This window comes from Oceanimonas pelagia, from assembly GCF_030849025.1.
GTDB lineage: Bacteria > Pseudomonadota > Gammaproteobacteria > Enterobacterales > Aeromonadaceae > Oceanimonas > Oceanimonas pelagia.
The window spans coordinates 2,226,691-2,247,804 of record NZ_CP118224.1 but is presented as its reverse complement, the minus strand read 5'-3'; the positions used below and the strand labels follow the sequence as shown (position 1 = coordinate 2,247,804).

Annotated in this window: 17 protein-coding genes; 10 read left to right on the top strand and 7 right to left on the bottom strand. The window is 59.2% G+C overall.

Going from position 1 to position 21,114, the window contains the following annotated elements:
* Positions 1-102 precede the first annotated feature (102 nt).
* From PU634_RS10700 to fbaA, 10 genes are all read left to right on the top strand, one after another.
* Complete coding sequence (locus PU634_RS10700; protein ID WP_306760783.1) at positions 103-2,322, top strand: ABC transporter permease subunit; 2,220 nt, start codon at positions 103-105, stop codon at positions 2,320-2,322.
* Positions 2,323-2,334: 12 nt separating this feature from the next.
* Positions 2,335-3,984: a phosphate ABC transporter permease PstA gene (pstA, locus tag PU634_RS10695; protein ID WP_306760782.1), complete on the top strand. Its 1,650-nt coding sequence runs from the start codon at positions 2,335-2,337 to the stop codon at positions 3,982-3,984.
* Positions 3,985-4,016: 32 nt separating this feature from the next.
* Positions 4,017-4,835: a phosphate ABC transporter ATP-binding protein PstB gene (pstB, locus tag PU634_RS10690; protein WP_306760781.1), complete on the top strand. Its 819-nt coding sequence runs from the start codon at positions 4,017-4,019 to the stop codon at positions 4,833-4,835.
* Between the two features lie 14 nt (positions 4,836-4,849).
* Positions 4,850-5,554, top strand: a complete 705-nt coding sequence (gene phoU / locus PU634_RS10685) for a phosphate signaling complex protein PhoU (RefSeq protein ID WP_306760780.1) — start codon at positions 4,850-4,852, stop codon at positions 5,552-5,554.
* A 354-nt stretch (positions 5,555-5,908) separates the two neighbouring features.
* Positions 5,909-8,086 (top strand): malate synthase G, encoded by a 2,178-nt coding sequence (locus tag PU634_RS10680; RefSeq protein ID WP_306760779.1) that lies wholly within the window; start codon positions 5,909-5,911, stop codon positions 8,084-8,086.
* 183 nt (positions 8,087-8,269) lie between these two features.
* Positions 8,270-9,664, top strand: a complete 1,395-nt coding sequence (locus PU634_RS10675) for an MFS transporter (RefSeq protein WP_306760778.1) — start codon at positions 8,270-8,272, stop codon at positions 9,662-9,664.
* 153 nt (positions 9,665-9,817) lie between these two features.
* Positions 9,818-9,967: a hypothetical protein gene (locus tag PU634_RS10670; RefSeq protein ID WP_306760777.1), complete on the top strand. Its 150-nt coding sequence runs from the start codon at positions 9,818-9,820 to the stop codon at positions 9,965-9,967.
* A 164-nt stretch (positions 9,968-10,131) separates the two neighbouring features.
* The gene (gene epd, locus PU634_RS10665) at positions 10,132-11,151 is read left to right on the top strand and encodes an erythrose-4-phosphate dehydrogenase (RefSeq protein ID WP_306760776.1); all 1,020 of its coding nucleotides are present in this window, start codon (positions 10,132-10,134) and stop codon (positions 11,149-11,151) included.
* Between the two features lie 43 nt (positions 11,152-11,194).
* Positions 11,195-12,358 carry a phosphoglycerate kinase gene (locus tag PU634_RS10660; RefSeq protein WP_306760775.1) on the top strand — a complete coding sequence of 388 codons (1,164 nt, stop codon included), beginning with the start codon at positions 11,195-11,197 and terminating at the stop codon, positions 12,356-12,358.
* A gap of 60 nt (positions 12,359-12,418) precedes the next feature.
* Positions 12,419-13,498: a class II fructose-bisphosphate aldolase gene (gene fbaA / locus PU634_RS10655; RefSeq protein WP_306760774.1), complete on the top strand. Its 1,080-nt coding sequence runs from the start codon at positions 12,419-12,421 to the stop codon at positions 13,496-13,498.
* A 130-nt stretch (positions 13,499-13,628) separates the two neighbouring features.
* Here fbaA and arcA read toward each other — a convergent pair whose 3' ends face one another.
* The 7 genes from arcA to PU634_RS10620 form a co-directional block, all read right to left on the bottom strand.
* Entirely contained in the window at positions 13,629-14,345 is a 717-nt protein-coding gene (gene arcA / locus PU634_RS10650; RefSeq protein WP_306760773.1) for a two-component system response regulator ArcA, read from the bottom strand.
* 298 nt (positions 14,346-14,643) lie between these two features.
* Positions 14,644-16,005 carry a site-specific integrase gene (locus PU634_RS10645; protein WP_306760772.1) on the bottom strand — a complete coding sequence of 454 codons (1,362 nt, stop codon included), beginning with the start codon at positions 16,003-16,005 and terminating at the stop codon, positions 14,644-14,646.
* A gap of 65 nt (positions 16,006-16,070) precedes the next feature.
* Positions 16,071-16,376: a helix-turn-helix transcriptional regulator gene (locus PU634_RS10640; protein ID WP_306760771.1), complete on the bottom strand. Its 306-nt coding sequence runs from the start codon at positions 16,374-16,376 to the stop codon at positions 16,071-16,073.
* Positions 16,373-17,209, bottom strand: a complete 837-nt coding sequence (locus tag PU634_RS10635) for an FAD-dependent thymidylate synthase (RefSeq protein WP_306760770.1) — start codon at positions 17,207-17,209, stop codon at positions 16,373-16,375. The genes PU634_RS10640 and PU634_RS10635 overlap by 4 nt, the downstream gene beginning before the upstream one ends.
* 246 nt (positions 17,210-17,455) lie before the next feature.
* The gene (locus PU634_RS10630) at positions 17,456-19,576 is read right to left on the bottom strand and encodes an AAA family ATPase (protein ID WP_306760769.1); all 2,121 of its coding nucleotides are present in this window, start codon (positions 19,574-19,576) and stop codon (positions 17,456-17,458) included.
* A gap of 22 nt (positions 19,577-19,598) precedes the next feature.
* Positions 19,599-20,576: a metallophosphoesterase gene (locus tag PU634_RS10625; protein ID WP_306760768.1), complete on the bottom strand. Its 978-nt coding sequence runs from the start codon at positions 20,574-20,576 to the stop codon at positions 19,599-19,601.
* Between the two features lie 40 nt (positions 20,577-20,616).
* Positions 20,617-21,093 (bottom strand): Holliday junction resolvase RecU, encoded by a 477-nt coding sequence (locus tag PU634_RS10620; RefSeq protein ID WP_306760767.1) that lies wholly within the window; start codon positions 21,091-21,093, stop codon positions 20,617-20,619.
* Positions 21,094-21,114: the final 21 nt, after the last annotated feature.

Genomic DNA, 21,114 nt, shown 5'->3' with positions numbered 1-21,114 from the left:
ATGTTTTTTACAGGGGGAGACTTGCGGCTTTTGTGCTCTGTAACAAAATTGTCATTTGATCGCCATAGAATGCAGGCAATTGCAAAGTAACGGAGTGACGGCATGTCAACCCAGACTCAAACCATGGCCCTGACCGGCAGCCGCAAGCGCTGGCTCAAGGACAGAGCGGCCCAAATGGGCGTGACCGCCGGCGGTATTATCGTGCTGGTGGCCCTGCTGCTGATTTTTTTCTACCTGTTGTATGTGGTCAAACCCATCTTCGACGGCGCCAGCGTGGAGCCCGCCGGGCAACTGACCCTGGCGAACAACGAGACCCCGTTGCTGCTGGGAGTGGAAGAGCAGAACGAGCAGGCCTTTACCTTTTCCGCCGGCGGCGAGGTGCGTTTTTACTCCCTGCTGCAGGGAGGCGCGCTGCTGGCCAGCGAGACCTTGACCGGCGACATCACCACGGCAACCGCCAGTGATGCCAAGCCGATGGTGGCTTATGGCCTGAGCGACGGCACCATGCAGGTGCTGGCGCCCAAATTCAGCGTCAGCTATCCGGACAACGTGCGCACCATTACTCCCGGCATTACCTGGCCCTTTGGCGAGGCTCCGCTGCAGGTGGATGCGCAGGGCCGGGCGCTGGAGCGGCTGAGTTTTGCCACCAATGGCGAAGATCTGCTGGCGGCGGCGGTGGTGGCCGGTGGCGACATCGTGCTGACCCGCTTCTCCGGCAAGGAAAACTTCCTCACCGGCGAGCTGGAGCTGTCTCCCACTCAGGTGGCCATTCCCGGCCTGCCGGCACGGGTGGATCAGATCCTGGTGACCCCCAATCTGCGTTTTATGTTCGTGCGCAGCGGCAACGAAGTGTCGGTGTATGACGTGCGCAACATTCACAAGGTGCGGCTGCGCTCGGTCATTCCCATGAATGCCCAGGGGGGCAACATCAGCGCCATGATCCTGCTGGCCGGTGGCAATTCCCTGCTGGTGGGCAACGACAACGGCGTGGTGTCCCAGTGGTTTGAGGTGGCGAAGGACGGCAAGCGCGAATTTACCTTCATTCGCCAGTTCAAGGCCGCCGGGCCGGTGGCGCACATCGCCAACGAGATCAACCGCAAGGGCTTTGTGACCGTGAGCACGCGGGGCGATGTGGACATTTTCCATACCACCGGCGGCAGCCATCTGTTTTCCGAGCGGCTGGCCGGCCAGGACGTGTCGGCCCTGGCCCTGTCGCCGCGCAACAACCTGCTGCTGGTGGCCGAGGGCGACAGCCTGTCCACCTTTGAGGTGGAAAACGAACACCCGGAAGTGACCTGGCGGGCGCTGTGGACCAAGGTCTGGTACGAAGGCTATCCCGAGCCCCAGTATGTGTGGCAGTCCACCTCCGGCAGCAGCGACTTTGAAGCCAAGCTGAGTCTGGTGCCCATTTCCTTCGGCACCATCAAGGCGGCCTTCTATGCCCTGCTGTTTGCGGTGCCCATCGCCATTGCCGGCGCCGTGTACACCGCCTATTTCATGTCGCCGGGGCTGCGCAAGGTGGTCAAGCCCACGGTGGAGATCATGGAAGCCCTGCCCACGGTGATCCTCGGTTTTCTGGCCGGCCTGTGGCTGGCGCCGCTGATTGAAACCCACCTGCCGGGTGTGGTTATGGTGCTGGTGCTGATGCCCGCGGGCATTCTGCTGACCGCCTTTGTCTGGTACCACCTGCCCAAGCACATCCGTAACGCCGTGCCCGATGGCTGGCAGAGTCTGCTGCTGCTGCCGGTGGTACTGCTGGTGGGCTGGGCCTGCTTTGCCTTCAGTCCGGCGGTGGAAAGCGCCTTTTTCGGCGGCGATGCCCGCGGCTTCCTCACCAACGAGCTGGGCATCGGCTTTGACCAGCGCAACTCTCTGGTGGTGGGCGTTGCCATGGGCTTTGCGGTGATCCCGACCATTTTCTCCATCGCCGAAGACGCCGTGTTCTCGGTGCCCCGGCACCTGACCAACGGCTCCCTGGCGCTGGGCGCCACCCCCTGGCAGACCCTGACCCGGGTAGTGATGCTCACCGCTAGCCCGGGTATCTTCTCGGCGGTGATGATGGGCCTGGGCCGGGCCGTGGGGGAAACCATGATAGTGCTGATGGCCACCGGCAACACCCCGGTGATGGACTTCAGCATCTTCAACGGCATGCGTACCCTGGCCGCCAACATCGCGGTGGAAATGCCGGAAGCGGAGGTGAACAGCTCCCACTACCGGGTGCTGTTCCTGGCAGCCTTTGTGCTCTTTGTCTTCACCTTCCTGTTCAACACGGTTGCGGAGTTCGTGCGTCAGCGGCTGCGTGACAAGTACAGCTCAATGTAAGGGGCGAAACGAATGAGTAAATGGTTCAAATCGGGTGCGCCCTGGATCTGGATGACCGGCGGGGCGGTAAGCCTCAGCCTGGTGGCGGTGCTGGGCCTGCTGCTGATGATCGGCTGGCGCGGCCTGACCTACTTCTGGCCGCACACCATCTATGAGTGGCAACTGAGTACCCCGCAAGGGGAGCGCTATACCGTTATCGGGGAAATTCACGACCGCGAACAGGTGCCGGTGGCCCAGCTGCGCGGTGCCGGCCTGGCGCTGGAAGGGGTGACCGACGACACCCTGACCCGCTACCTGGTGAAAACCGGCAACCGGGAATTTGTGCCCCTGGACTTTCGCTGGTTGCTGGAAACCGACATCGTCTCCCGCAGCGAGCCGGTCAATCTGGCGGTGCTGGAGCGCTCTCACAACGGCAACTTCTACGGCTACGTGGAGCGCGTGCAGGAAAACGGCAATGCCGTGGCCGGCGACGTACGTGAGCAGTTGCTGGCGCGCATCGAACGGGTGAGCGAGCTCAACGAGCGCATGGACGATCTGCAAAAGGGCGACATCGGTGCCATCAACCACCAGCTGGAGCGGCTGCGTCTGAAGCAGCGCGGGCTGGAGCTGGACGGCGAACTGACCGACGCCGCGCTGGCCGATATTCAGGCTCAGGAGCAGCAACTGCGTGCCGACTATCAGGTGCTGGAAAAGGAACTGTTTGAACTGCGCGAGCAGGCACGCCGCGACAGCGTGGTGGTGCGCGACATGCGCGGTCAGGAGGTGACGATCTCGCTGGGTGAAGTGCTGGATGTGGCCTGGCCCAACGACATGAGCTGGCTGGCCCAGACCGGTCACTGGTTCGGTGAAATGGGCAAGTTCATCAGCGGTGAGCCGCGGGAAGCCAACACCGAGGGCGGCGTGTTCCCGGCCATTTTCGGCACCGTGTTCATGGTGATCCTGATGGCCATTATCGTCACCCCGCTGGGGGTGGTGGCCGCCATCTACCTGCATGAATACGCCGGCAAGAACAACCTGACCAAGATCATTCGCATCGCGGTGATCAACCTGGCGGGGGTGCCCTCCATTGTATACGGCGTGTTTGGCCTGGGCTTTTTCGTCTATATGCTGGGTGGCTCGCTCGACAAGCTGTTTTACCCGGAAGCCCTGCCCACGCCTACCTTTGGCTCCCCCGGGGTGTTGTGGTCGGCGCTGACCCTGGCCATTCTCACCCTGCCGGTGGTGATCGTGTCCACCGAGGAAGGCCTGTCACGCATTCCCGCCTCGGTGCGCCAGGGCTCGCTGGCGCTGGGTGCCACCAAGGCCGAGACCCTGTGGCGGATCATCATTCCCATGGCCAGCCCGGCGATCATGACCGGCCTGATCCTGGCCATTGCCCGGGCCGCGGGCGAGGTGGCGCCGCTGATGCTGGTGGGCGTGGTCAAGCTGGCGCCCAACCTGCCGGTGGACGGCAACTTCCCCTATCTGCATCTGGACCGCAAGTTCATGCACCTGGGCTTTCATATTTACGACGTGGGTTTTCAGAGCCCCAACGTGGAGGCGGCGCGCCCGCTGGTGTATGCGACCTCGTTTTTGCTGGTCACGGTGATCGTGGGCCTGAACCTGACCGCTATCGGCATTCGCAACCATCTGCGTGAAAAATTCCGCTCGCTGGATCAGTAATTCGGCCGGCCACTTGTTAGAGGTATAGAAACATGATTAACGTAGCGACCCCCCTGAGTCAGGACACCACCCTGGATCTTGGCCGCCTGAGCGAAGAGCAGACCGCGCTGGAAGTGCGCGGGCTGAACCTGTATTACGGCGCCAAGCAGGCGCTGTTCAATGTGGATATGAAAATTGCCAAGGGCCAGGTGACCGCCTTTATCGGTCCGTCCGGCTGTGGCAAGTCCACCCTGCTGCGCTGCATCAACCGCATGAACGACCTGGTGGAGACCTGCCGCATCGAGGGTGAGATCCTGCTGCACAACCAGAACATCTACGGCAAGGAAGTGGATGTGGCCGCCCTGCGCCGCCGGGTGGGCATGGTGTTTCAGCGCCCCAATCCCTTTCCCAAGTCCATTTACGAGAACGTGGTGTACGGCCTGCGGCTGCAGGGCATCAACGACCGTCGCCGGCTGGACGAGGCGGTGGAGCGCTCCCTGCGTGGCGCGGCGCTGTGGGACGAGGTGAAGGACCGGCTGCACGACAACGCCTTTGGCCTGTCCGGTGGCCAGCAGCAGCGTCTGGTGATCGCCCGGGCCATCGCCATCGAGCCGGAGGTGCTGTTGCTCGACGAACCCACCTCGGCGCTGGATCCCATTTCTACCCTGGTGATCGAAGAGCTGATCAACACCCTCAAAGAGCAGTACACTGTGGTGATCGTGACCCACAACATGCAGCAGGCGGCGCGGGTGTCGGATCAGACCGCCTTCATGTACATGGGCGAGCTGATTGAATACGCCGACACCAACACTCTGTTTACCACCCCCAGCAAGAAAAAGACCGAAGACTACATCACCGGTCGTTACGGCTAAGGAGCTCTGCAAGAATGGACAAGCTGAATCTCAACAAACACATTTCCGGCCAGTTCAACGCCGAGCTGGAAGGGGTGCTCAACCAGGTGCTGGTGATGGGTGGCCTGGTGGAACAGCAGCTCACCGACGCCATTACCGCCATTCACGAGCAGAACATGGATCTGGCCCGCCAGATCGTGGCCAACGACCATAAGGTCAACGCCCTGGAAGTGCAGATCGACGAGGAATGCACCCGCATTATCGCCAAGCGTCAGCCGGCGGCCTCGGATTTGCGCCTGGTGCTCGCCATCATCAAGACCATCACCGATCTGGAGCGCATCGGCGACGTGGCCAAGCGCATCGGCATGATGCTGCTCGACAACGCCAACAAGAAACAGCCGCCGCTGGTGTCGATGGAAAACATGGGCCGGCGTACCGTGCGCATGCTGCACGAGGCGCTGGATGCCTTTGCCCGCATGGACGTGGAAGCGGCCATCGAGGTGCACAAGGAAGACGACAAGGTGGACCGGGAATACGAGTCCATCATTCGTGAGCTGATGACCTTCATGATGGAGGATCCCCGCTCCATTCCCCATGTGCTCAACGTGCTCTGGTGTGCCCGCTCGCTGGAGCGGGTCGGGGACCGGGTACAGCATATCTGCGAATACATCATCTACTTCGTCAAGGGCAAGGACGTGCGCCATACCAGCGACGAAGACATTCACAGCATGCTGGACTGAGCCGGCCCGGCCGCGACCGGGATGGCTGTGACTGACTTCAAAACGCGCTTCGGCGCGTTTTTTGTTTTTTATCCGGGCAAGGGCGGATGCTTGCAGGGGAGGATCCGCACAGGATCCTGTTTGATCCTGAACCCGGGATATAAAACACGGAACGTAGACATTATCTCATTGAATTGTATTGAGTATTACAAAGTGCGTGATTTTTTATTCACAATTTGTGAAGATCCTGTGACCATATATTGCAATTCGACTTTGCCTAGACCCGTCTTCGCGGGTAAACTATCGCTCCCAAGCGATTAGGGTTAGTGATCGGTCGATTGAACACTACTGACAACTAGAATAGAAGAAGCAACTATGACGGAACGTACTCACCTCGGCACTTTGCAAGTCGCTACCGTTCTACATGATCTGGTAGTAAATGAAATCATTCCCGGTACCGGCGTTGAGCCCGCCGCGTTCTGGAATGGCATGGAGCAGATCGTTAATGATCTGGCCCCCAAGAACCGCGCCCTGCTGGAAAAGCGTGAAACGCTGCAGCGTCAGATCGACGAATGGCACCGCGCCAACGCCGGCAAACCCCACGATGCTGCGGCCTACAAGCAATTCCTGACCGACATCGGTTATCTGGTGCCGGTGGTGGAAGACTACCAGATCACCACCACCAATGTTGACGCCGAGCTGGCCACCCTGGCCGGTCCGCAGCTGGTCGTGCCGGTGAACAACGCCCGTTACTGCCTGAACGCCGCCAACGCGCGCTGGGGCAGCCTGTATGACGCCCTGTACGGCAGCGACGCCATTCCCGAAACCGATGGCGCCGAAAAGACCAAGACCCTGAACCCGCGCCGCGCCGAGAAGGTGATCGCCTGGGGGCGTAACCTGCTGGATCAGGCCGCTCCCCTGGCCGCCGGCAGCCATGCCGACGCCACCGCTTACCAGGTGGTGAACGGTCAGCTGCAGATCACCCTGGAAAACGGCGACACCACCACTCTGGCCGATGCCGACAAGTTCGCCGGCTACAAGGGCGACACCGCCGCCCCGACTTCCGTGCTGGTGCGCAACAACGGCCTGCACATCGAGCTGCAGTTCGACGCCAGCAACCCGGTTGCCCAGCTCGACAAGGCCGGCATCAAGGACCTGATCGTTGAAGCCGCCCTGTCCACCATCATGGACTGCGAAGACTCTGTGGCCGCCGTCGACGCCGAAGACAAGGTCGGCGTATACCGCAACTGGCTGGGCCTGATGAAAGGCACCCTGACCCAGAAAGTGAAGAAGGGCGACAAGGAAATCGTTCGTGCGCTGAACCCGGATCGCGAATACCTGAACCCGCAGGGTGAAGCCTTTACCCTGCACGGCCGCAGCCTGCTGTTCGTGCGCAACGTGGGTCACCTGATGACCAACGACGCTGTGCTCGACAAGGACGGCAACGAGGTGCCGGAAGGCATCATCGATGGCCTGGTCACCTGCCTGATCGCCATTCACGACCTGAAGGGCAACGGCAAGTTCCGCAACTCCCGCACCGGCAGTGTGTACATCGTCAAGCCCAAGATGCACGGCCCGGAAGAAGTGGCCTTTGCGGTGGAGCTGTTCGAGCGCATCGAGCAGGTACTGGGTCTGGCCAAAAACACCCTGAAAGTGGGCATCATGGATGAAGAGCGTCGTACCAGCGCCAACCTGAAGTCCGCCATTTACGAAGCCCGCGAGCGCGTGGTGTTCATCAACACCGGCTTCCTGGATCGCACCGGTGACGAAATTCACACCAGCATGGAAGCCGGCCCGGTTGTTCGCAAGGGCGACATGAAGCAGCAGGCCTGGATCCAGTCCTACGAAAACAACAACGTGGACGTGGGTCTGGCCGCCGGCCTGCAGGGCAAGGCGCAAATCGGCAAGGGCATGTGGGCCATTCCCGACAACATGGCCGACATGCTGGAGCAGAAGATTGCCCACCCGCTGGCCGGTGCCAACACCGCCTGGGTGCCGTCTCCGACCGCCGCCACCCTGCACGTGACCCACTATCATCAGGTGAACGTGAAGGCCCGTCAGGACGAGCTCAAGTCCCGCGAGCCGGCCAGCCTGGACGACCTGCTGACCATTCCGCTGCTGACCCAGGCCGACAAGGATGCCCTGACCGCGGAAGAAATCCAGAACGAGCTGGACAACAATGCTCAGGGCATTCTGGGCTATGTGGTGCGCTGGATTGACCAGGGGGTGGGCTGCTCCAAGGTGCCCGACATCAACAACGTGGGCCTGATGGAAGATCGCGCTACCCTGCGTATTTCCGCTCAGCACATTGCCAACTGGCTGCGTCACGGCATCTGCACCGAAGAGCAGGTGATGGAAACCATGAAGCGCATGGCCGCGGTGGTGGACGAGCAGAACGCCGGCGATCCGCTGTATCGCAACATGGCGCCGGGCTTTGACGGCGTGGCCTTCCAGGCCGCCTGTGCCCTGGTGTTCGAAGGCACCACCCAGCCCAGCGGTTACACCGAGCCGCTGCTGCACGCCTACCGTCGCAAGCTGAAAGCCCAGGGTTAAACCCGGCTGTTGCGGACCCAAAACCCCTGGCTTGTGCCGGGGGTTTTTGTTTTTATGCGCGCTCAGGGCCACGGGCCGCGAGAAAAGTGATCCATCCCCGATATTGAACGGCCAGGACTTGTTCAGCCCCACCCTGTGCTGTCACTCTGAGCGTCTTTCATTTTCGCTCAGATTGTCGCCATCATGATAAAACGCCTGGTCATTTCCCTGTCGTCGCTGATCTTCAGCGTGTTTCTGCTGATGGGGGGCAACACCTTCGTGATGACCCTGCTCGGGGTCAACCTGGGGCTGAAACAGGTGGAGCCGACCCTGATCGGCAGCATCATGGTGTGTTATTCGGTGGGGTTCGTGCTGGGCTCCCTGTACGGGCCCAGGGTGATCAAGCGGGTAGGGCACATTCGCGCCTTTGCGGTGTTCAGCGCCGTGCTGGCCAGCTCCACGCTGATCTTTCCGCTCACCGACAGCATCATGATCTGGGCCCTGCTGCGGGCGCTCAGCGGCATTGCCGTGGCCGGCAGCTTTGTGGTGATTGAAAGCTGGTTCAGCGCCGTGGCCACCAGCGACAATCGCGCCACCCTGTTTTTTGCCTATCAGATCTGCGCCTATCTGGCCGCCACCGCCGGCCAGCTGCTGATCGGCTTTACCGATCCCGCCGCCTTTGTGCCCTTTACCCTCGGCGCCATATTACTGACCGCGGCCCTGGTGCCGCTGTCGCTGACCCGCATGGAAGCGCCCACGGTGGAGCACAGCGAGCGCATCAGCCTGAAGTCCATTGTGCGCAGTGCCCCGGTGGGGCTGTTGGCGGCCCTGTGCAGTGGAGTGCTGATCAGCAGTTTTTACGCCATGGCACCGGTTTATGCCATTCAGGTGGGGCTGCCGGTGGATCAGCTGTCTTACTTTATGGCGGCGTCCATTTTCACCTTCATTCTGTTTGCCTGGCCCCTGGGACGCTTGTGTGACCGGCTGGACCGGGGCCGGATCATGGTGGCCATCAACCTGGTCATCGCCGTCAGCGCCGCCGGCGTGATCGCCGGTGGCGGCCATCATGTCGGCATTCTGATCGGCTTTTCCGCCCTTTACATGGGCATGGTGGCGTCCATTTACCCGGTGGCGGTGGCCATCACCAACGACCGTATGGAGGCCCATCATATCGTGGCGGCCAGCACCACTCTGCTGCTGAGTTATGGCCTGGGCAGTTCACTGGGGCCCCTGTTCAGCTCGGGCATGATGACCTGGCTCGGCCCCCAGGGGCTGTATATCGGCTGTGGCGCCGTGGCCTTGCTGCTGGGCAGCTACACCTGGTGGTGGCAATGGCGCACCCCCGTGATGCCGGTGGAGGAGCAAACCGCCTGGATCGCCACCCCGGTGGATACCGCGGGTGTGATCACCGAGCTGGATCCCCGTAACGAGGAGTTCGTGGATCTGCCCATGGAGGAGGTGTTTCCGGATCTGGAAGAGGAAGCCATGGCCGAAGCCAGCGCCGGCCAGATGGAGCTGGAGCTGAACGAGCCGGCGCCCGAGGCCGAGAAAGAGCCACAGATCCAGGCCGGGGAGGCACGGGCGGCTCAGCCCCATTAGCGCTCGCGGGGCACCTGTGGCGACCGGGCGGCCTTGTGGCTCAAATTGGTCTTTCCTGTTTAAATGATGTACTGTCATCAAACCGTCAATCGGTATGGTTAACCTGAGTTCGGTTTTATCAGCGAGGACAAGTTCATGGATAAGTTGCCCCGTATGAGTGCTGTCTCAAGCCCGCCGCCCTGCATCTGGTCGGCGGACGATTGTTACCCAGCCCACATGCTGCGCTGGCTGCAGCAAGAGGCCGGGCAGGCGAGGGAGACGCCCGTGGTCACCGAGCCGGAGCCCGGGCTGGAAGTTGTCTGAATTTTGCTCCCCCTGATCGTCCCGGCCGGGCAAATGGCCGGGATTTTCCTTTTTAGCGCTGCATCACTGCCTTCACCATTCCCCTTGCTTTCAATCCTCGTTAGACTTGGGCCTGAATTCTGATACCGGGCCCACGCCCTCAGCCCAGCAGGAAGCAGACAGCAATGATTCGACTCGCCATCAATGGTTACGGCCGCATCGGCCGCAGTGTGCTGCGCGCCTTTTTCGAGCGCGGCCTTCAGCGGCGCATGAAAATCGTGGCCATCAACGAGCTGGCCGAGCCCGAGGCCATGGCCCACCTGACCCGTTACGATTCCAGCCACGGCCGCTTTGGTCAGCCGGTGAGCCTGGCGGGGGAATACATGCGCATTGGCGATGACATTATTCGCCTGTGCCACGAGCCTGACGCGGCCCGCCTGCCCTGGGCCGAACTGGGGGTAGATCTGGTGCTGGACTGCACCGGTGTGCTCTCCAGCCGGGCCGATGCCGGCCTGCACCTGCTGGCGGGGGCGGGCAGGGTGCTGTTTTCCCATCCGGCCGACAGCGACGTGGACGCCACCATCGTCTATGGTGTCAATCACCAGCAGCTTACCGGCCGTGAGACCATCGTCTCCAACGCGTCCTGCACCACCAACTGCGTGGTGCCGGTGATCGAAACCCTGCACCGGGTGTTCAATATCAAGTGTGGCAACATCACCACCATTCACTCGGCCATGAACGATCAGCAGGTGATCGACGCCTACCATGCCGATCTGCGCCGTACCCGCGCCGCCAGCCAGTCCATCATTCCGGTCGACACCAAGCTGGCCAAGGGCGTTGAGCGCATATTGCCGCACTTTGCCGGCAAGTTCGAGGCCATTTCCGTACGGGTGCCCACCATCAACGTCACCGCCATGGATCTCAGCGTGATCGTGGAACAACACGCCTCGGTGGAGGAGGTGAACCGGGTGCTGCGTGAGGCCGCCGCGGGCCCGCTCAAGGGCATTCTCGACTACACCGAAGCGCCGCTGGTGTCGGTGGACTTCAACCACGATCCCCATTCTTCCATTATCGACGGCACCCAGACCCGGGTCAGTGACGCCAACCTGATCAAGATGCTGATGTGGTGCGACAACGAATGGGGCTTTGCCAACCGTATGCTGGACACCAGCCTGGCCTGGCTGGCGGCGGGCAAGACGATTTAACAGACTCGATTAACCACAGTACTGCCAATTTAGAGGACGCATTATGTCTGTCATCAAAATGAATGAACTCGATCTGTCCGGCAAGCGGGTGCTGATCCGCGCCGACCTGAACGTGCCGGTGAAAAACGGCAAGGTCGGCTCCGATGCCCGCATCCTGGCCTCGCTGCCCACCATTGAGGCGGCCCTGGCCCAGGGCGCCAGAGTGATGGTGACCTCGCACCTGGGCCGCCCCACCGAAGGGGAATATGCCGACGAGTTTTCGCTGCAGCCGGTGGTGGACTACCTGGCCGGCAAACTGAGCGTGCCGGTGCGCCTGGCCAAGGATTACCTGGACGGCCTGGACATTGCCGAGGGCGAGCTGGTGGTGCTGGAGAACGTGCGCTTCAACAAGGGCGAGAAAAAGGACGACGAGACCCTGTCGCGCCAGTATGCCGCCCTGTGTGATGTGTTCGTGATGGACGCCTTCGGCACCGCCCACCGCGCCCAGGCCTCCACCCACGGCGTGGCCAAATACGCTCCCGTGGCCTGTGCCGGCCCGCTGCTGTCCGCCGAGCTGGACGCCCTGGCCAAGGCCATGGACAAGCCGGCCCGGCCCATGGTGGCCATTGTGGGCGGTTCCAAGGTGTCCACCAAGCTGACCGTGCTGGAGTCCCTGTCCAGGGTGGCCGACCAGCTGGTGGTGGGCGGCGGTATCGCCAATACCTTTATCGCCGCCTCCGGTCACCCGGTGGGCAAGTCGTTGTATGAGCCGGAGCTGCTCGACACCGCCCAAAAGCTGGCCGCCGAGTGCGCCATTCCGCTGGCCACCGACGTGGTGGTGGGCACCGAATTCTCCGAGCAGGCCGAGGCCGCCACCAAGCCGGTGAGTGAAGTGGACGCCGACGACATGATCTTCGATCTGGGTCCCGACTCCGCCGAGGCCCTGGCCAAAATCCTGAAGGAAGCCAAAACCATTCTGTGGAACGGCCCGGTGGGCGTGTTTGAATTCGATCAGTTCGCTCACGGCACCGAAGTGGTGGCCCGCGCCATCGCCGAGAGCGATGCCTTCTCCATCGCCGGTGGCGGCGATACCCTGGCGGCCATCGACAAGTTCGGCATCAAGGACCAGGTGTCCTACATTTCCACCGGTGGCGGCGCCTTCCTGGAGTTCGTGGAAGGCAAGACCCTGCCGGCGGTGGCCATGCTGGAACAGCGTGCCAAAGACTGAACCCATTTTTTCAACACGGCCGGTTACACCGGCCGTGATGCAGCATACAGGAGCAATACAATGTCCCAGAAAATTTCCGACGTGGTCAAGCCGGGTGTGGTCAGCGGCGATGACATGCAGAAGATTTTTGCCATCGCCAAGGCCAACCAGTTCGCCCTGCCGGCGGTCAACGTGGTGGGCACCGACTCGGTCAACGCGGTGATGGAAGCCGCCGCCAGGGTGAAAGCGCCGGTGATCGTGCAGTTCTCCAACGGCGGTGCCGCCTACTTTGCCGGCAAGGGCCTGAAACTGGAAGGCCACCAGGCCGCCATTCTGGGTGCCATTTCCGGTGCCCGTCACGTGCACGCTCTGGCCGAAGCCTACGGCATTCCGGTGATCCTGCACACCGACCACGCCGCCAAGAAGCTGCTGCCCTGGATCGACGGCCTGCTCGAGGCCGGCGAGCAGCACTTTGCCGAAACCGGCAAGCCGCTGTTCAGCTCGCACATGATCGATCTGTCCGAGGAAAGCCTGGAAGAAAACATCGAGATCTGCGCCCGTTACCTGGAGCGCATGAGCAAGATTGGCATGACCCTGGAAATCGAACTGGGCTGCACCGGCGGTGAGGAAGACGGCGTCGACAACACCGGCATGGACAGCTCGCTGCTGTATACCCAGCCGGAAGACGTGGCCTACGCCTACGAGAAGCTGAGTGCCATCAGCGACAAGTTCACCATTGCCGCCTCCTTTGGCAACGTGCACGGCGTGTACAAGCCGGGCAACGTCAAGCTGACCCCGAAGATCCTCGACAACTCGCAGAAGTTCGTGTCCGAGAAGTTCGGCCTGGCCCCCAAGTCCCTGAACTTTGTGTTTCACGGCGGCTCCGGCTCTTCCGCTGAGGAAATCAAGGAATCCATCGAGTACGGTGTGATCAAGATGAACATCGACACCGATACCCAGTGGGCCACCTGGGCCGGGGTGATGAACTACTACAAGGACAAGGAAGCCTATCTGCAGGGTCAGATCGGCAACCCGGACGGCGACGACAAGCCCAACAAGAAATACTACGACCCCCGCGTCTGGCTGCGTGAAGGCCAGCTCAGCATGATCGCCCGCCTGGAGCAGGCGTTCCGCGAGCTGAACGCCGTGAATGTGCTGTAAGGCATTTATCTCGTGAATAAAAATACCGGCCAGCTGGCCGGTATTTTTTTAGGTGTATGGGCTGGTTTTCTGTCATGCCGGCCTTGAGCCGGCATTCGAAGAGGCCGGGCCAAGATCCGGCACGGCGTTTTTAGCCTTCCAGCTCGCCGCAGAAGCGGTAGCCTTCGCCGTGAATGGTGGCGATGATTTCGGGGGTGTCGGGCACCGACTCGAAATGCTTGCGAATGCGGCGAATGGTCACGTCCACGGTGCGGTCGTGGGGCTTGAGCTCGCGGCCGGTCATTTTCTTCAGCAGCTCGGCACGGCTCTGGATCTGGCCCGGGTGCTCGCAGAAGTGCACCATGGCTCGGAACTCGCTGCGGGGCAGCTTGAACACCTCGCCACTGGGGCTGACCAAGGCACGGCTGTTGATGTCCAGGGTCCAGCCGTTAAAGCGGTAGGCTTCCACCTGCTTGTCGTCTTCCTGGGCGTCGGGTGCCTGCATGGTGCGGCCCAGCAGATTGCGGGCGCGGATGGTCAGCTCGCGGGGGTTGAACGGCTTGGTGATGTAGTCGTCGGCACCGATTTCCAGACCGAGGATCTTGTCGACCTCGTTGTCGCGGCCGGTGAGGAACATCAGTGCCAGGTTGTGCTGCTCACGCAGCTCCCGGGCCAGCAGCAGGCCGTTTTTGCCGGGCAGGTTGATGTCCATGATCACCAGGTTTACCTTGTGATCGGACAGGGCCTTGTACATTTCCTCACCGTCGGTGGCTTCCAGCACGGTGTACCCTTCCGCCTCGAAAATGCCTTTCAGGGTGTTACGGGTGACCAGTTCGTCTTCAACGATAAGAATGTGTGGAGTCTGCATGAGCTTACCTGTTCTCTGAATGTAAAAATACTGTCGTCGGCACCACGCGGAAAAGGACAGGCTGCATGGCAAGGTGTTTGTGTAACAAACTTACGTATGCAAGACACTCAGAGTGCCGGGGCCGGCCTTTTTGGTTGTGCCGTTATTGTTTTTATATGCATCCCATGCAGTTACTGCGTCATACCCAACAGACTAGAATACGGGAAGAACAGAGGTCCTTTTGCTAAATTGGTGTTATTTTAACAGTTAACAGGGGCATAACAACCATATCAAAATCATCGTCCTAAGCCCCTGTTTTTCATAGACTTTTTTCACCGTCTTCCTGTGTCCCCGGCTTTGGGGACGTATAGGGGACAAAGCCACCTAATTTGCTTCCCAGTAACTGAGCAGGGGACTGCATGGCTTGAGGGATCCATTTACCGTAAACCGTTCGGATCACACCCCAGTCACTGTGTCCCATCTGCCGGGCAACCCACATGGGATCAGCGCCGTTCATCAGTGCCCAACTGGCGTAAGTATGCCTCAACTGGTACGGCCTGCGATACGGCACATCAACTTTGTTAAGAATACGTCCCCAGGTAACAGTAGGAAAGGTTAAATTCTCATGTAACCTACGAAAAACACCTTTGGAAGAACGGTATAGGAAAACATTGCGCCGCAGCACCTCCTTTGTCTTGTTGTAATGTTCCGTCACCGTCATCAACTCACCGGGCAGATGACCGGTCACCGGAAACATCTCGGCTAAGACCTCGGCCGCCTGAGGCAGTAACTCGATGGTGCGCCGGCCGTGGGTTGTTTTGGGGAGCTTGAGCCCGTTGGAGTGGCGGGAGTAGTTGTACCGGACCTTTACGACGTTGGCTTCCAGGTCGATATCTTCCCATGCCAGGGCCACAATTTCTCCCGGGCGCATACCGGTGTACACCATCCACCGGACCAAGCGGTGTTTGAGAGGGTTCTTCGCCAGGTATTCCAGGATCCGGGACAGCTCCTGGGGAGAGAAAGGGTACACATCCTGATCCTCATCATCGGAGAAGGACCGTCCCTCTTTAAGCGCCGGCACCTTCTTGAACGGGTTGGAGTAGATCTGATTGGTACGCTCCCCCAGCTCCTCCAGGTATAGATCCAGCAGATATTGGCTCTGCTTCAGGTACATGTTCACAGTACGGGAAGCCAAGGGTTTGTGTCGATCTTCCCCAGAAAGGAGCTTTTTCTGTAATTCCCTCACATGGGAGCTTCTTACTTGATCTACCGGCAGGTGCCCCAGGTACTGGCTGACGGTAGACACAGCATACCCGTAGGACCGCTGAGAACTACCACTCCAGGTGTATAAAAGATCGTTGTATTTTGCATACAATACCTCTTTCAAGGTAGGGGTTTGTTCGGCCTTGGATTGGAGTTCTTCGGGGAAGTGTTTAAGCCAGAAGGCCTCAGGATCGTTGCTGTACAGGCCAAAGGTAATGTCCTGTTTTATGGTCCCCAATTTGTTGGCCGCGAACAGAATGTTGGGTTCGGTCGGCTCTAATTTCAGGGACCGCTTGGTGGGTTTAGTTTCTCCGGGCAGACGAAATACGACCCGCAGCTTATTGTTGTGCAGATGTAATCCGGGAGTGGCCGCCAGTAGTTTTTCGGCTTTTTTTGTAATTTTCATGGTGGTACGCATCGAAGGCTGTCCCCAGGCCGTAGCCTGGGAACTCTACGGATACCGTAGCATATTGAGGAGGGGGGTTATACTTGAGGAGCAGAGCTGAGCCACTGCTCCAGGGCCGGCAGGTTAACCATAATGCGGCCTTCAGGGGTGTATCGCCAGATGGTCCCTTGGGGGATCTGACCACGCTTGAACTTCCGATACAGCGTCTGTCGCTTCAGACCCACACGATTGGCGACTTCCTCACACAGGTAGACGTTGTTGGCCATTGGACGGTCCACCAACTCGGCAAGGCGTACCACTTCCTTAGACAAGAAAGCAAGTTGTTTCTCCAGATGCTGGATGCGGGATTCACCCGCGCCCTGAGGTTGAGTCATCGGCATCATGCTGCATCCTTTACCGTTTCATTAGCAATCTCTTTACGGAACTGCCTGAAGTTTCGGAAGTTACTGCTGCGACCAGGAAACGCCTGGGCTTGATGTTCAAAAGGTGAAGCGTGAACGGGAAGACTTTCAACCAACTTTTGAAAAATCAACCCGGCCTTTTCTTCACTGGTGTCATTTTTTCTATAACTGGTTTGGGCGGCGCAACTGGCGGATATTCGTTTCGCAGAATCTAACGAAACCAATTCCCCCTCGGAATAATAAAGCAATTCACCTTTGTCATTCCTTTTTCGATCAATAAAAGGCAGATGCCATTCACCCTGGTGTAATTCAAAGGGGGTGCTGCTCTGTTCCGCTTCAAACATCAGAGCGGCCAGACATTCAATTTCTGGTTGCGCATCAGGGTGGTGACGAAGGGCATACCAATTCGCCATATCCGTGCTGCTGACCAGAACTTTAATGCGTTGAAAAGGCTCCAGAAGGCGGTTGACAATCTGTTTGTGAAGGCCTTTTTTACGCATACGCTCGGCATGGAAAAGGGCACTACGCATGGCCGCCAGCCACTCCTCCCGGGCGCCCTCAACGTCTTCAACCTCTTGCCGTGCCTGCATTCCGGGCTGATCCGCCCCCCAGTGGATGGGCATGGCAGGGTCGGCTTCCACCAACTGCATAACGGTAGTGATTGGAATAGCACGACTGCTGGCTGAGTTCCGGGAGAATACCCGATGGGTCATCAGTTCGGCGTGAATGAACCGAGGATATTCAAGTAGGAAAGATCGAAGCTGAGTGCCAGTCTGAGAACAAATGGAATGAGTGATTAAGTCGGCCGTGATCATAATATCTCCGTGGCAGCTCCCCGTGGAGGGGAGCGCAAGTTTTGGATTCGCTAAAGGTCAGAGTACAACATCTACCCTGTGAGGACAGGTATCCCTGAACGGCGACATTTATAACTCTGAGATATGACTTAGATCAATTGAAAACAGGTCTGACCAGTGAGGGTTAGGAATTAAAAATAAGCCGGAACTTACGTTAAGTTCCGGCTTATCAATTATTTTGCATTCTGAGAATCTAGTTTCGCAAAGTTAAATGTTGATTATATTTTCAGCACTCAACTCCTTATGACTGACAATCAGAAGCTGGCCGATTTTAGGTGTAATTTTTGTTAAACAATTGTGAGTATACGTCGCACGCTCCCAATCCATGCCGGCATCATGTTCATCTACCATGAACAAGGGGAGGACCTTGTGCGTCAGTATTTGACCCAGCCCCAACCGGATAGCCAGGTTGGTAATGTCCTGGCCGCTCCCGGATAGCGTGCGCAAAGGTTGACCATCTACTTCTACCTCAAATGATTCATCAATCACCACCTGGGCTCGCTCACCTCCCGTCATTTCATTAACCAGATAGGAAGCGGCCTGGTTGAGGCTTGGCAGAAGGTAGTTCTTGACCCGGGCTTTCACGGCCTTGATCCCCGCCTGAGCCGCCTGATGGTCTTTCAGTTGTACCCTCATCCGCTCGATTTCTGCTTGATGCTGCTCATATTTCTTCAAGGCTGTTGTGTACTGCTCCATGGCGAAATCGTATACCTCCCAGCGGCGCTCTACGGCCCGGACTTCCTCAATGGCGTTATGAAGTTCCGCCTCGTCGGGGAGCTGCTGCAGCTCCTCTTGAGCCGCCCGGCGGGCTTCCTGGGCCTCCTGAGCCCTCACCAGCTCTCTCTGATAGTGTTCAAGGGCCTTCTGGTACCGGTCTTCTCCTGCTGCGTTCTCCTGCTGCGTCTGAGTACATAGCTGGTCCCATTTCACCATTTGCTGAGCGTAGTGTTCAGCGCCGGCCTGATTGGCTTGAACCACGCGCTTGCACTGGTTCTTCCAGTGGTCGCGGGCCTGAGCATTGAGTTCCTTCACCTGGGCACAAGCCTGCTCCCAGTGCATCAGTGACAGATTCCACTTCTGCAGGGCCTGGTCGTAAGCCTCCCACTCGGCAATGGTAGAGGCAGCGTCTGGGTACATTTCGAGTTCGTTATAAGCATTCTCGATAGTGTTCTCCAGCTTCTGCTTTTGCTCCAGTTGAGCTTCAAAACGGGCAATATCGCGGGCGGTGAACTGTACGGTGAAGTTGTCGGGGACGTCAGCCAGCTCAGCCAGCGCCTGATGCTCCAGAGGGAAGTGGTGATTGCAGTTAGGGCAGTCCACCTCACCCATGGCTTGAAGCCGGGCTTTCTCCTTGCTTTGCTCGGCGGTGGCCAGCAGGGTACGCAACTGATCGACCTTATCGGGGTCAATACTCCCGATATCCAGCAGCTCCGCCTTCAACCGTTCGATACGACCCAGCAATTGTTCACGCCATTTCTGGTTCTCTTTCAGCTGCTCCAGCGCCGGGCGGCTGAAGCCTTCGGGTTCATCCTCGCTGCCGGGGAACACCGGTTGCTCCGGCTCTGCCTGATACTCGGGCTCTGCCGGCAACGCCTGCTCCTGGTAGGGCAGGGGACGCTCCGGCATGGGGCGAGAGGTGAACGGAGTGGGTTGTTCAGGAATGTGAATCGTCTGCTCGGCCACCGCCTTCAACCGGTTCACCTTCGCAAACTGGTCCTGAAGCTGCTTCATCTTGTTCTCCAGGTCGGCCCGGGAAAGGCCTTCAGGCTTCTCAGGGGCTTCAGGTTTGTGAACCACCCCTTCAATGGCTGAAAGCTGGTCCTTGTAGGTCTTGATGGTCTCTTTCAGAAACAGCTCCAGGGCATCCAGCTGATTGAGACCGGACACGTTATCCACCATGGCTTTGCGTTCGGTGGGCTTCATGTTGGCCAGCGCCTGAATGTCGCCTTGGGCGCACCAGTGGGCGATGCGGAACACCGACAGGTCATAACCCATCAGCTCGGTCACCTTGGCGTTCACGCCCTTGGTACCTTCGGCCAGTACATCACCGTTGGCGGCCAGCACCTTGCCGTTGGATTTGGTACGCTCAATCACATAATCCTGGCCACGGATCGACAGCTCAAGACGGCTCTTTATCTTGGTGTAGTCGCCGCTCTTTCCCCGCAGAGCTTCAGTGCCATACAGGGTGTAGGCGATCATCTCCAGGTTCATCGATTTCCCGGCCTCGTTCTTGCCGGTGATCAGCCAGGAGCCGGCGTCGAGCGTCAGCTCTCGTTTAAGCTGTTTCCCGTTGGAAAAGGTTACATCGTAGGTCAGTTGCTTAATCATCGGAGTCTCCTTGGGGGGCGGCTTACAGCTGCTTCCATAGTTCATCGGTGAGGTCGGGGGTTACGCCTTCCTCAGCCATTACATCGAAGAAAATGGTTTTGAGGTCGAAATCATCCACCTGAGTCGTGACATCTTCCAGCCCCTCGGCGGCCACCCGCTTATGGGTCAGGCTGAGGCAGTCAATGCCGGCCAGAGGGTCTTCGTGAGGCTCCAGCTCCACCCGCAGGTGGTGGTTGAAGTAGACGTCCGGTTTCTCCTCCAAGGCAGCCAGAACTGTTTTTCGGCTACGGGTCACATAGAGTTCTTCCAGCGGGTCTTCAGCATGGCTGCAGGGCAGCATGGAGCCGGTGCCGATCACCAGCATGTCACCATAGGTTCGGTTCTCGGCAATATGAATGTGACCCGTCACCACCACGTCGGTGACCTTGCTCAGGGTCTCGTAGGGAAGCACATTGAGGTCTTCGGCGCCCTTGAAGTTGTCCAGGTCCCAGTGGCCGAATACGGCGGCAAAGGGGCAACCGGACGGCAGGTGGGCCACCACCTCCTCGGCGTCCTTCCCCAACACCCAGGGCACGAACAGGTATTCCTGGCCGGCACTGGCCACGATTTGAGGGTCTGTCTGCACCACCACCATGTTGGGGATACCGTCGAGCAGGTGGGCCAGCACATCAAAGGAACTGGCCTTGCTGGCGTCCCGGCTGGCGTCGTGGTTGCCCTCGATCAGCACAAAAGTAGTGTCGGGGTGGCCGGCGCAGGCCTGCTTGTAGGTCCGGTACACGCGCAGTACCAGGGACTCCGGTACATGGGGGCGGTCGAACAAGTCACCCATGCAGACGTGCAGGTGAGTATTGTCGGGGATCGTGAGCAAGGATTGCTTGAAGGTATCGAACTGAATTTTGTCCCGGTCACCCATCCGGTGAGGCGGGGTGCCGGTCTTGAAGGCCTTGCCAAGGTGCGGGTCGCCCAGCAGGACAACCCCGGGAAGTTGGGGATGTTGCATCGTGTTACTCCTGTTTTGGATTCGAGCCCCCGGGGGGCAGTTATTTGGCTTTGTCAGCCAGGGCGTATTGTCTCAGTTCTTCCATGTATTCGGTGCTGTCATGCTCTTTCAGTTCGTCCCAAGTGACCGAGGCTTTACCCTCCTCCCGAGCTTTTAACAGCTCCTCGGCAGGGATCTCGAACCAGCGACCATGAGCGGTGGATTTCACCCAAAAGACATAAAGCCCTCCCGCCATTGTACAACGCTTGGCGCGAAGCCATTGGTGGGTGCGTATGTTCTTCAGTGAGAACCGCTTGGGGTCGGCACTGGCCTTCACTTCCAGATAGCACATCTGACCCTTCCAGGTCAGCAGGTAGTCGGAAGGTTTGGCTGAAACGATCTTGCGGGTTTTGGTTGGGCCTTTGAAATTGGCTTCGGCATAGTCCTCGAAGCGGTACAGGTCGGCGTCCTTACCCATGAGGTCAAAAAAGGCCTCAATCTCCTGTTCTTCAGGCTTGCCACGATTGGCGGTGGTCATCGGATTCTCCAGTTTGGATTC

What these genes read in the sequence shown, in the direction of transcription:
- PU634_RS10700 (WP_306760783.1), top strand. Translation starts at nt 103, where the DNA reads ATGTCAACCCAGACTCAAACCATGGCCCTGACCGGCAGCCGCAAGCGC.
- fbaA (WP_306760774.1), top strand. Translation starts at nt 12,419, where the DNA reads ATGTCCCAGAAAATTTCCGACGTGGTCAAGCCGGGTGTGGTCAGCGGC.
- epd (WP_306760776.1), top strand. Translation starts at nt 10,132, where the DNA reads ATGATTCGACTCGCCATCAATGGTTACGGCCGCATCGGCCGCAGTGTG.
- arcA (WP_306760773.1), bottom strand. Translation starts at nt 14,345, where the DNA reads ATGCAGACTCCACACATTCTTATCGTTGAAGACGAACTGGTCACCCGT.
- PU634_RS10630 (WP_306760769.1), bottom strand. Translation starts at nt 19,576, where the DNA reads ATGATTAAGCAACTGACCTACGATGTAACCTTTTCCAACGGGAAACAG.
- pstA (WP_306760782.1), top strand. Translation starts at nt 2,335, where the DNA reads ATGAGTAAATGGTTCAAATCGGGTGCGCCCTGGATCTGGATGACCGGC.
- pstB (WP_306760781.1), top strand. Translation starts at nt 4,017, where the DNA reads ATGATTAACGTAGCGACCCCCCTGAGTCAGGACACCACCCTGGATCTT.
- PU634_RS10640 (WP_306760771.1), bottom strand. Translation starts at nt 16,376, where the DNA reads ATGATGCCGATGACTCAACCTCAGGGCGCGGGTGAATCCCGCATCCAG.
- PU634_RS10645 (WP_306760772.1), bottom strand. Translation starts at nt 16,005, where the DNA reads ATGCGTACCACCATGAAAATTACAAAAAAAGCCGAAAAACTACTGGCG.
- PU634_RS10670 (WP_306760777.1), top strand. Translation starts at nt 9,818, where the DNA reads ATGAGTGCTGTCTCAAGCCCGCCGCCCTGCATCTGGTCGGCGGACGAT.
- PU634_RS10660 (WP_306760775.1), top strand. Translation starts at nt 11,195, where the DNA reads ATGTCTGTCATCAAAATGAATGAACTCGATCTGTCCGGCAAGCGGGTG.
- PU634_RS10680 (WP_306760779.1), top strand. Translation starts at nt 5,909, where the DNA reads ATGACGGAACGTACTCACCTCGGCACTTTGCAAGTCGCTACCGTTCTA.
- PU634_RS10625 (WP_306760768.1), bottom strand. Translation starts at nt 20,576, where the DNA reads ATGCAACATCCCCAACTTCCCGGGGTTGTCCTGCTGGGCGACCCGCAC.
- phoU (WP_306760780.1), top strand. Translation starts at nt 4,850, where the DNA reads ATGGACAAGCTGAATCTCAACAAACACATTTCCGGCCAGTTCAACGCC.
- PU634_RS10620 (WP_306760767.1), bottom strand. Translation starts at nt 21,093, where the DNA reads ATGACCACCGCCAATCGTGGCAAGCCTGAAGAACAGGAGATTGAGGCC.
- PU634_RS10635 (WP_306760770.1), bottom strand. Translation starts at nt 17,209, where the DNA reads ATGATCACGGCCGACTTAATCACTCATTCCATTTGTTCTCAGACTGGC.
- PU634_RS10675 (WP_306760778.1), top strand. Translation starts at nt 8,270, where the DNA reads ATGATAAAACGCCTGGTCATTTCCCTGTCGTCGCTGATCTTCAGCGTG.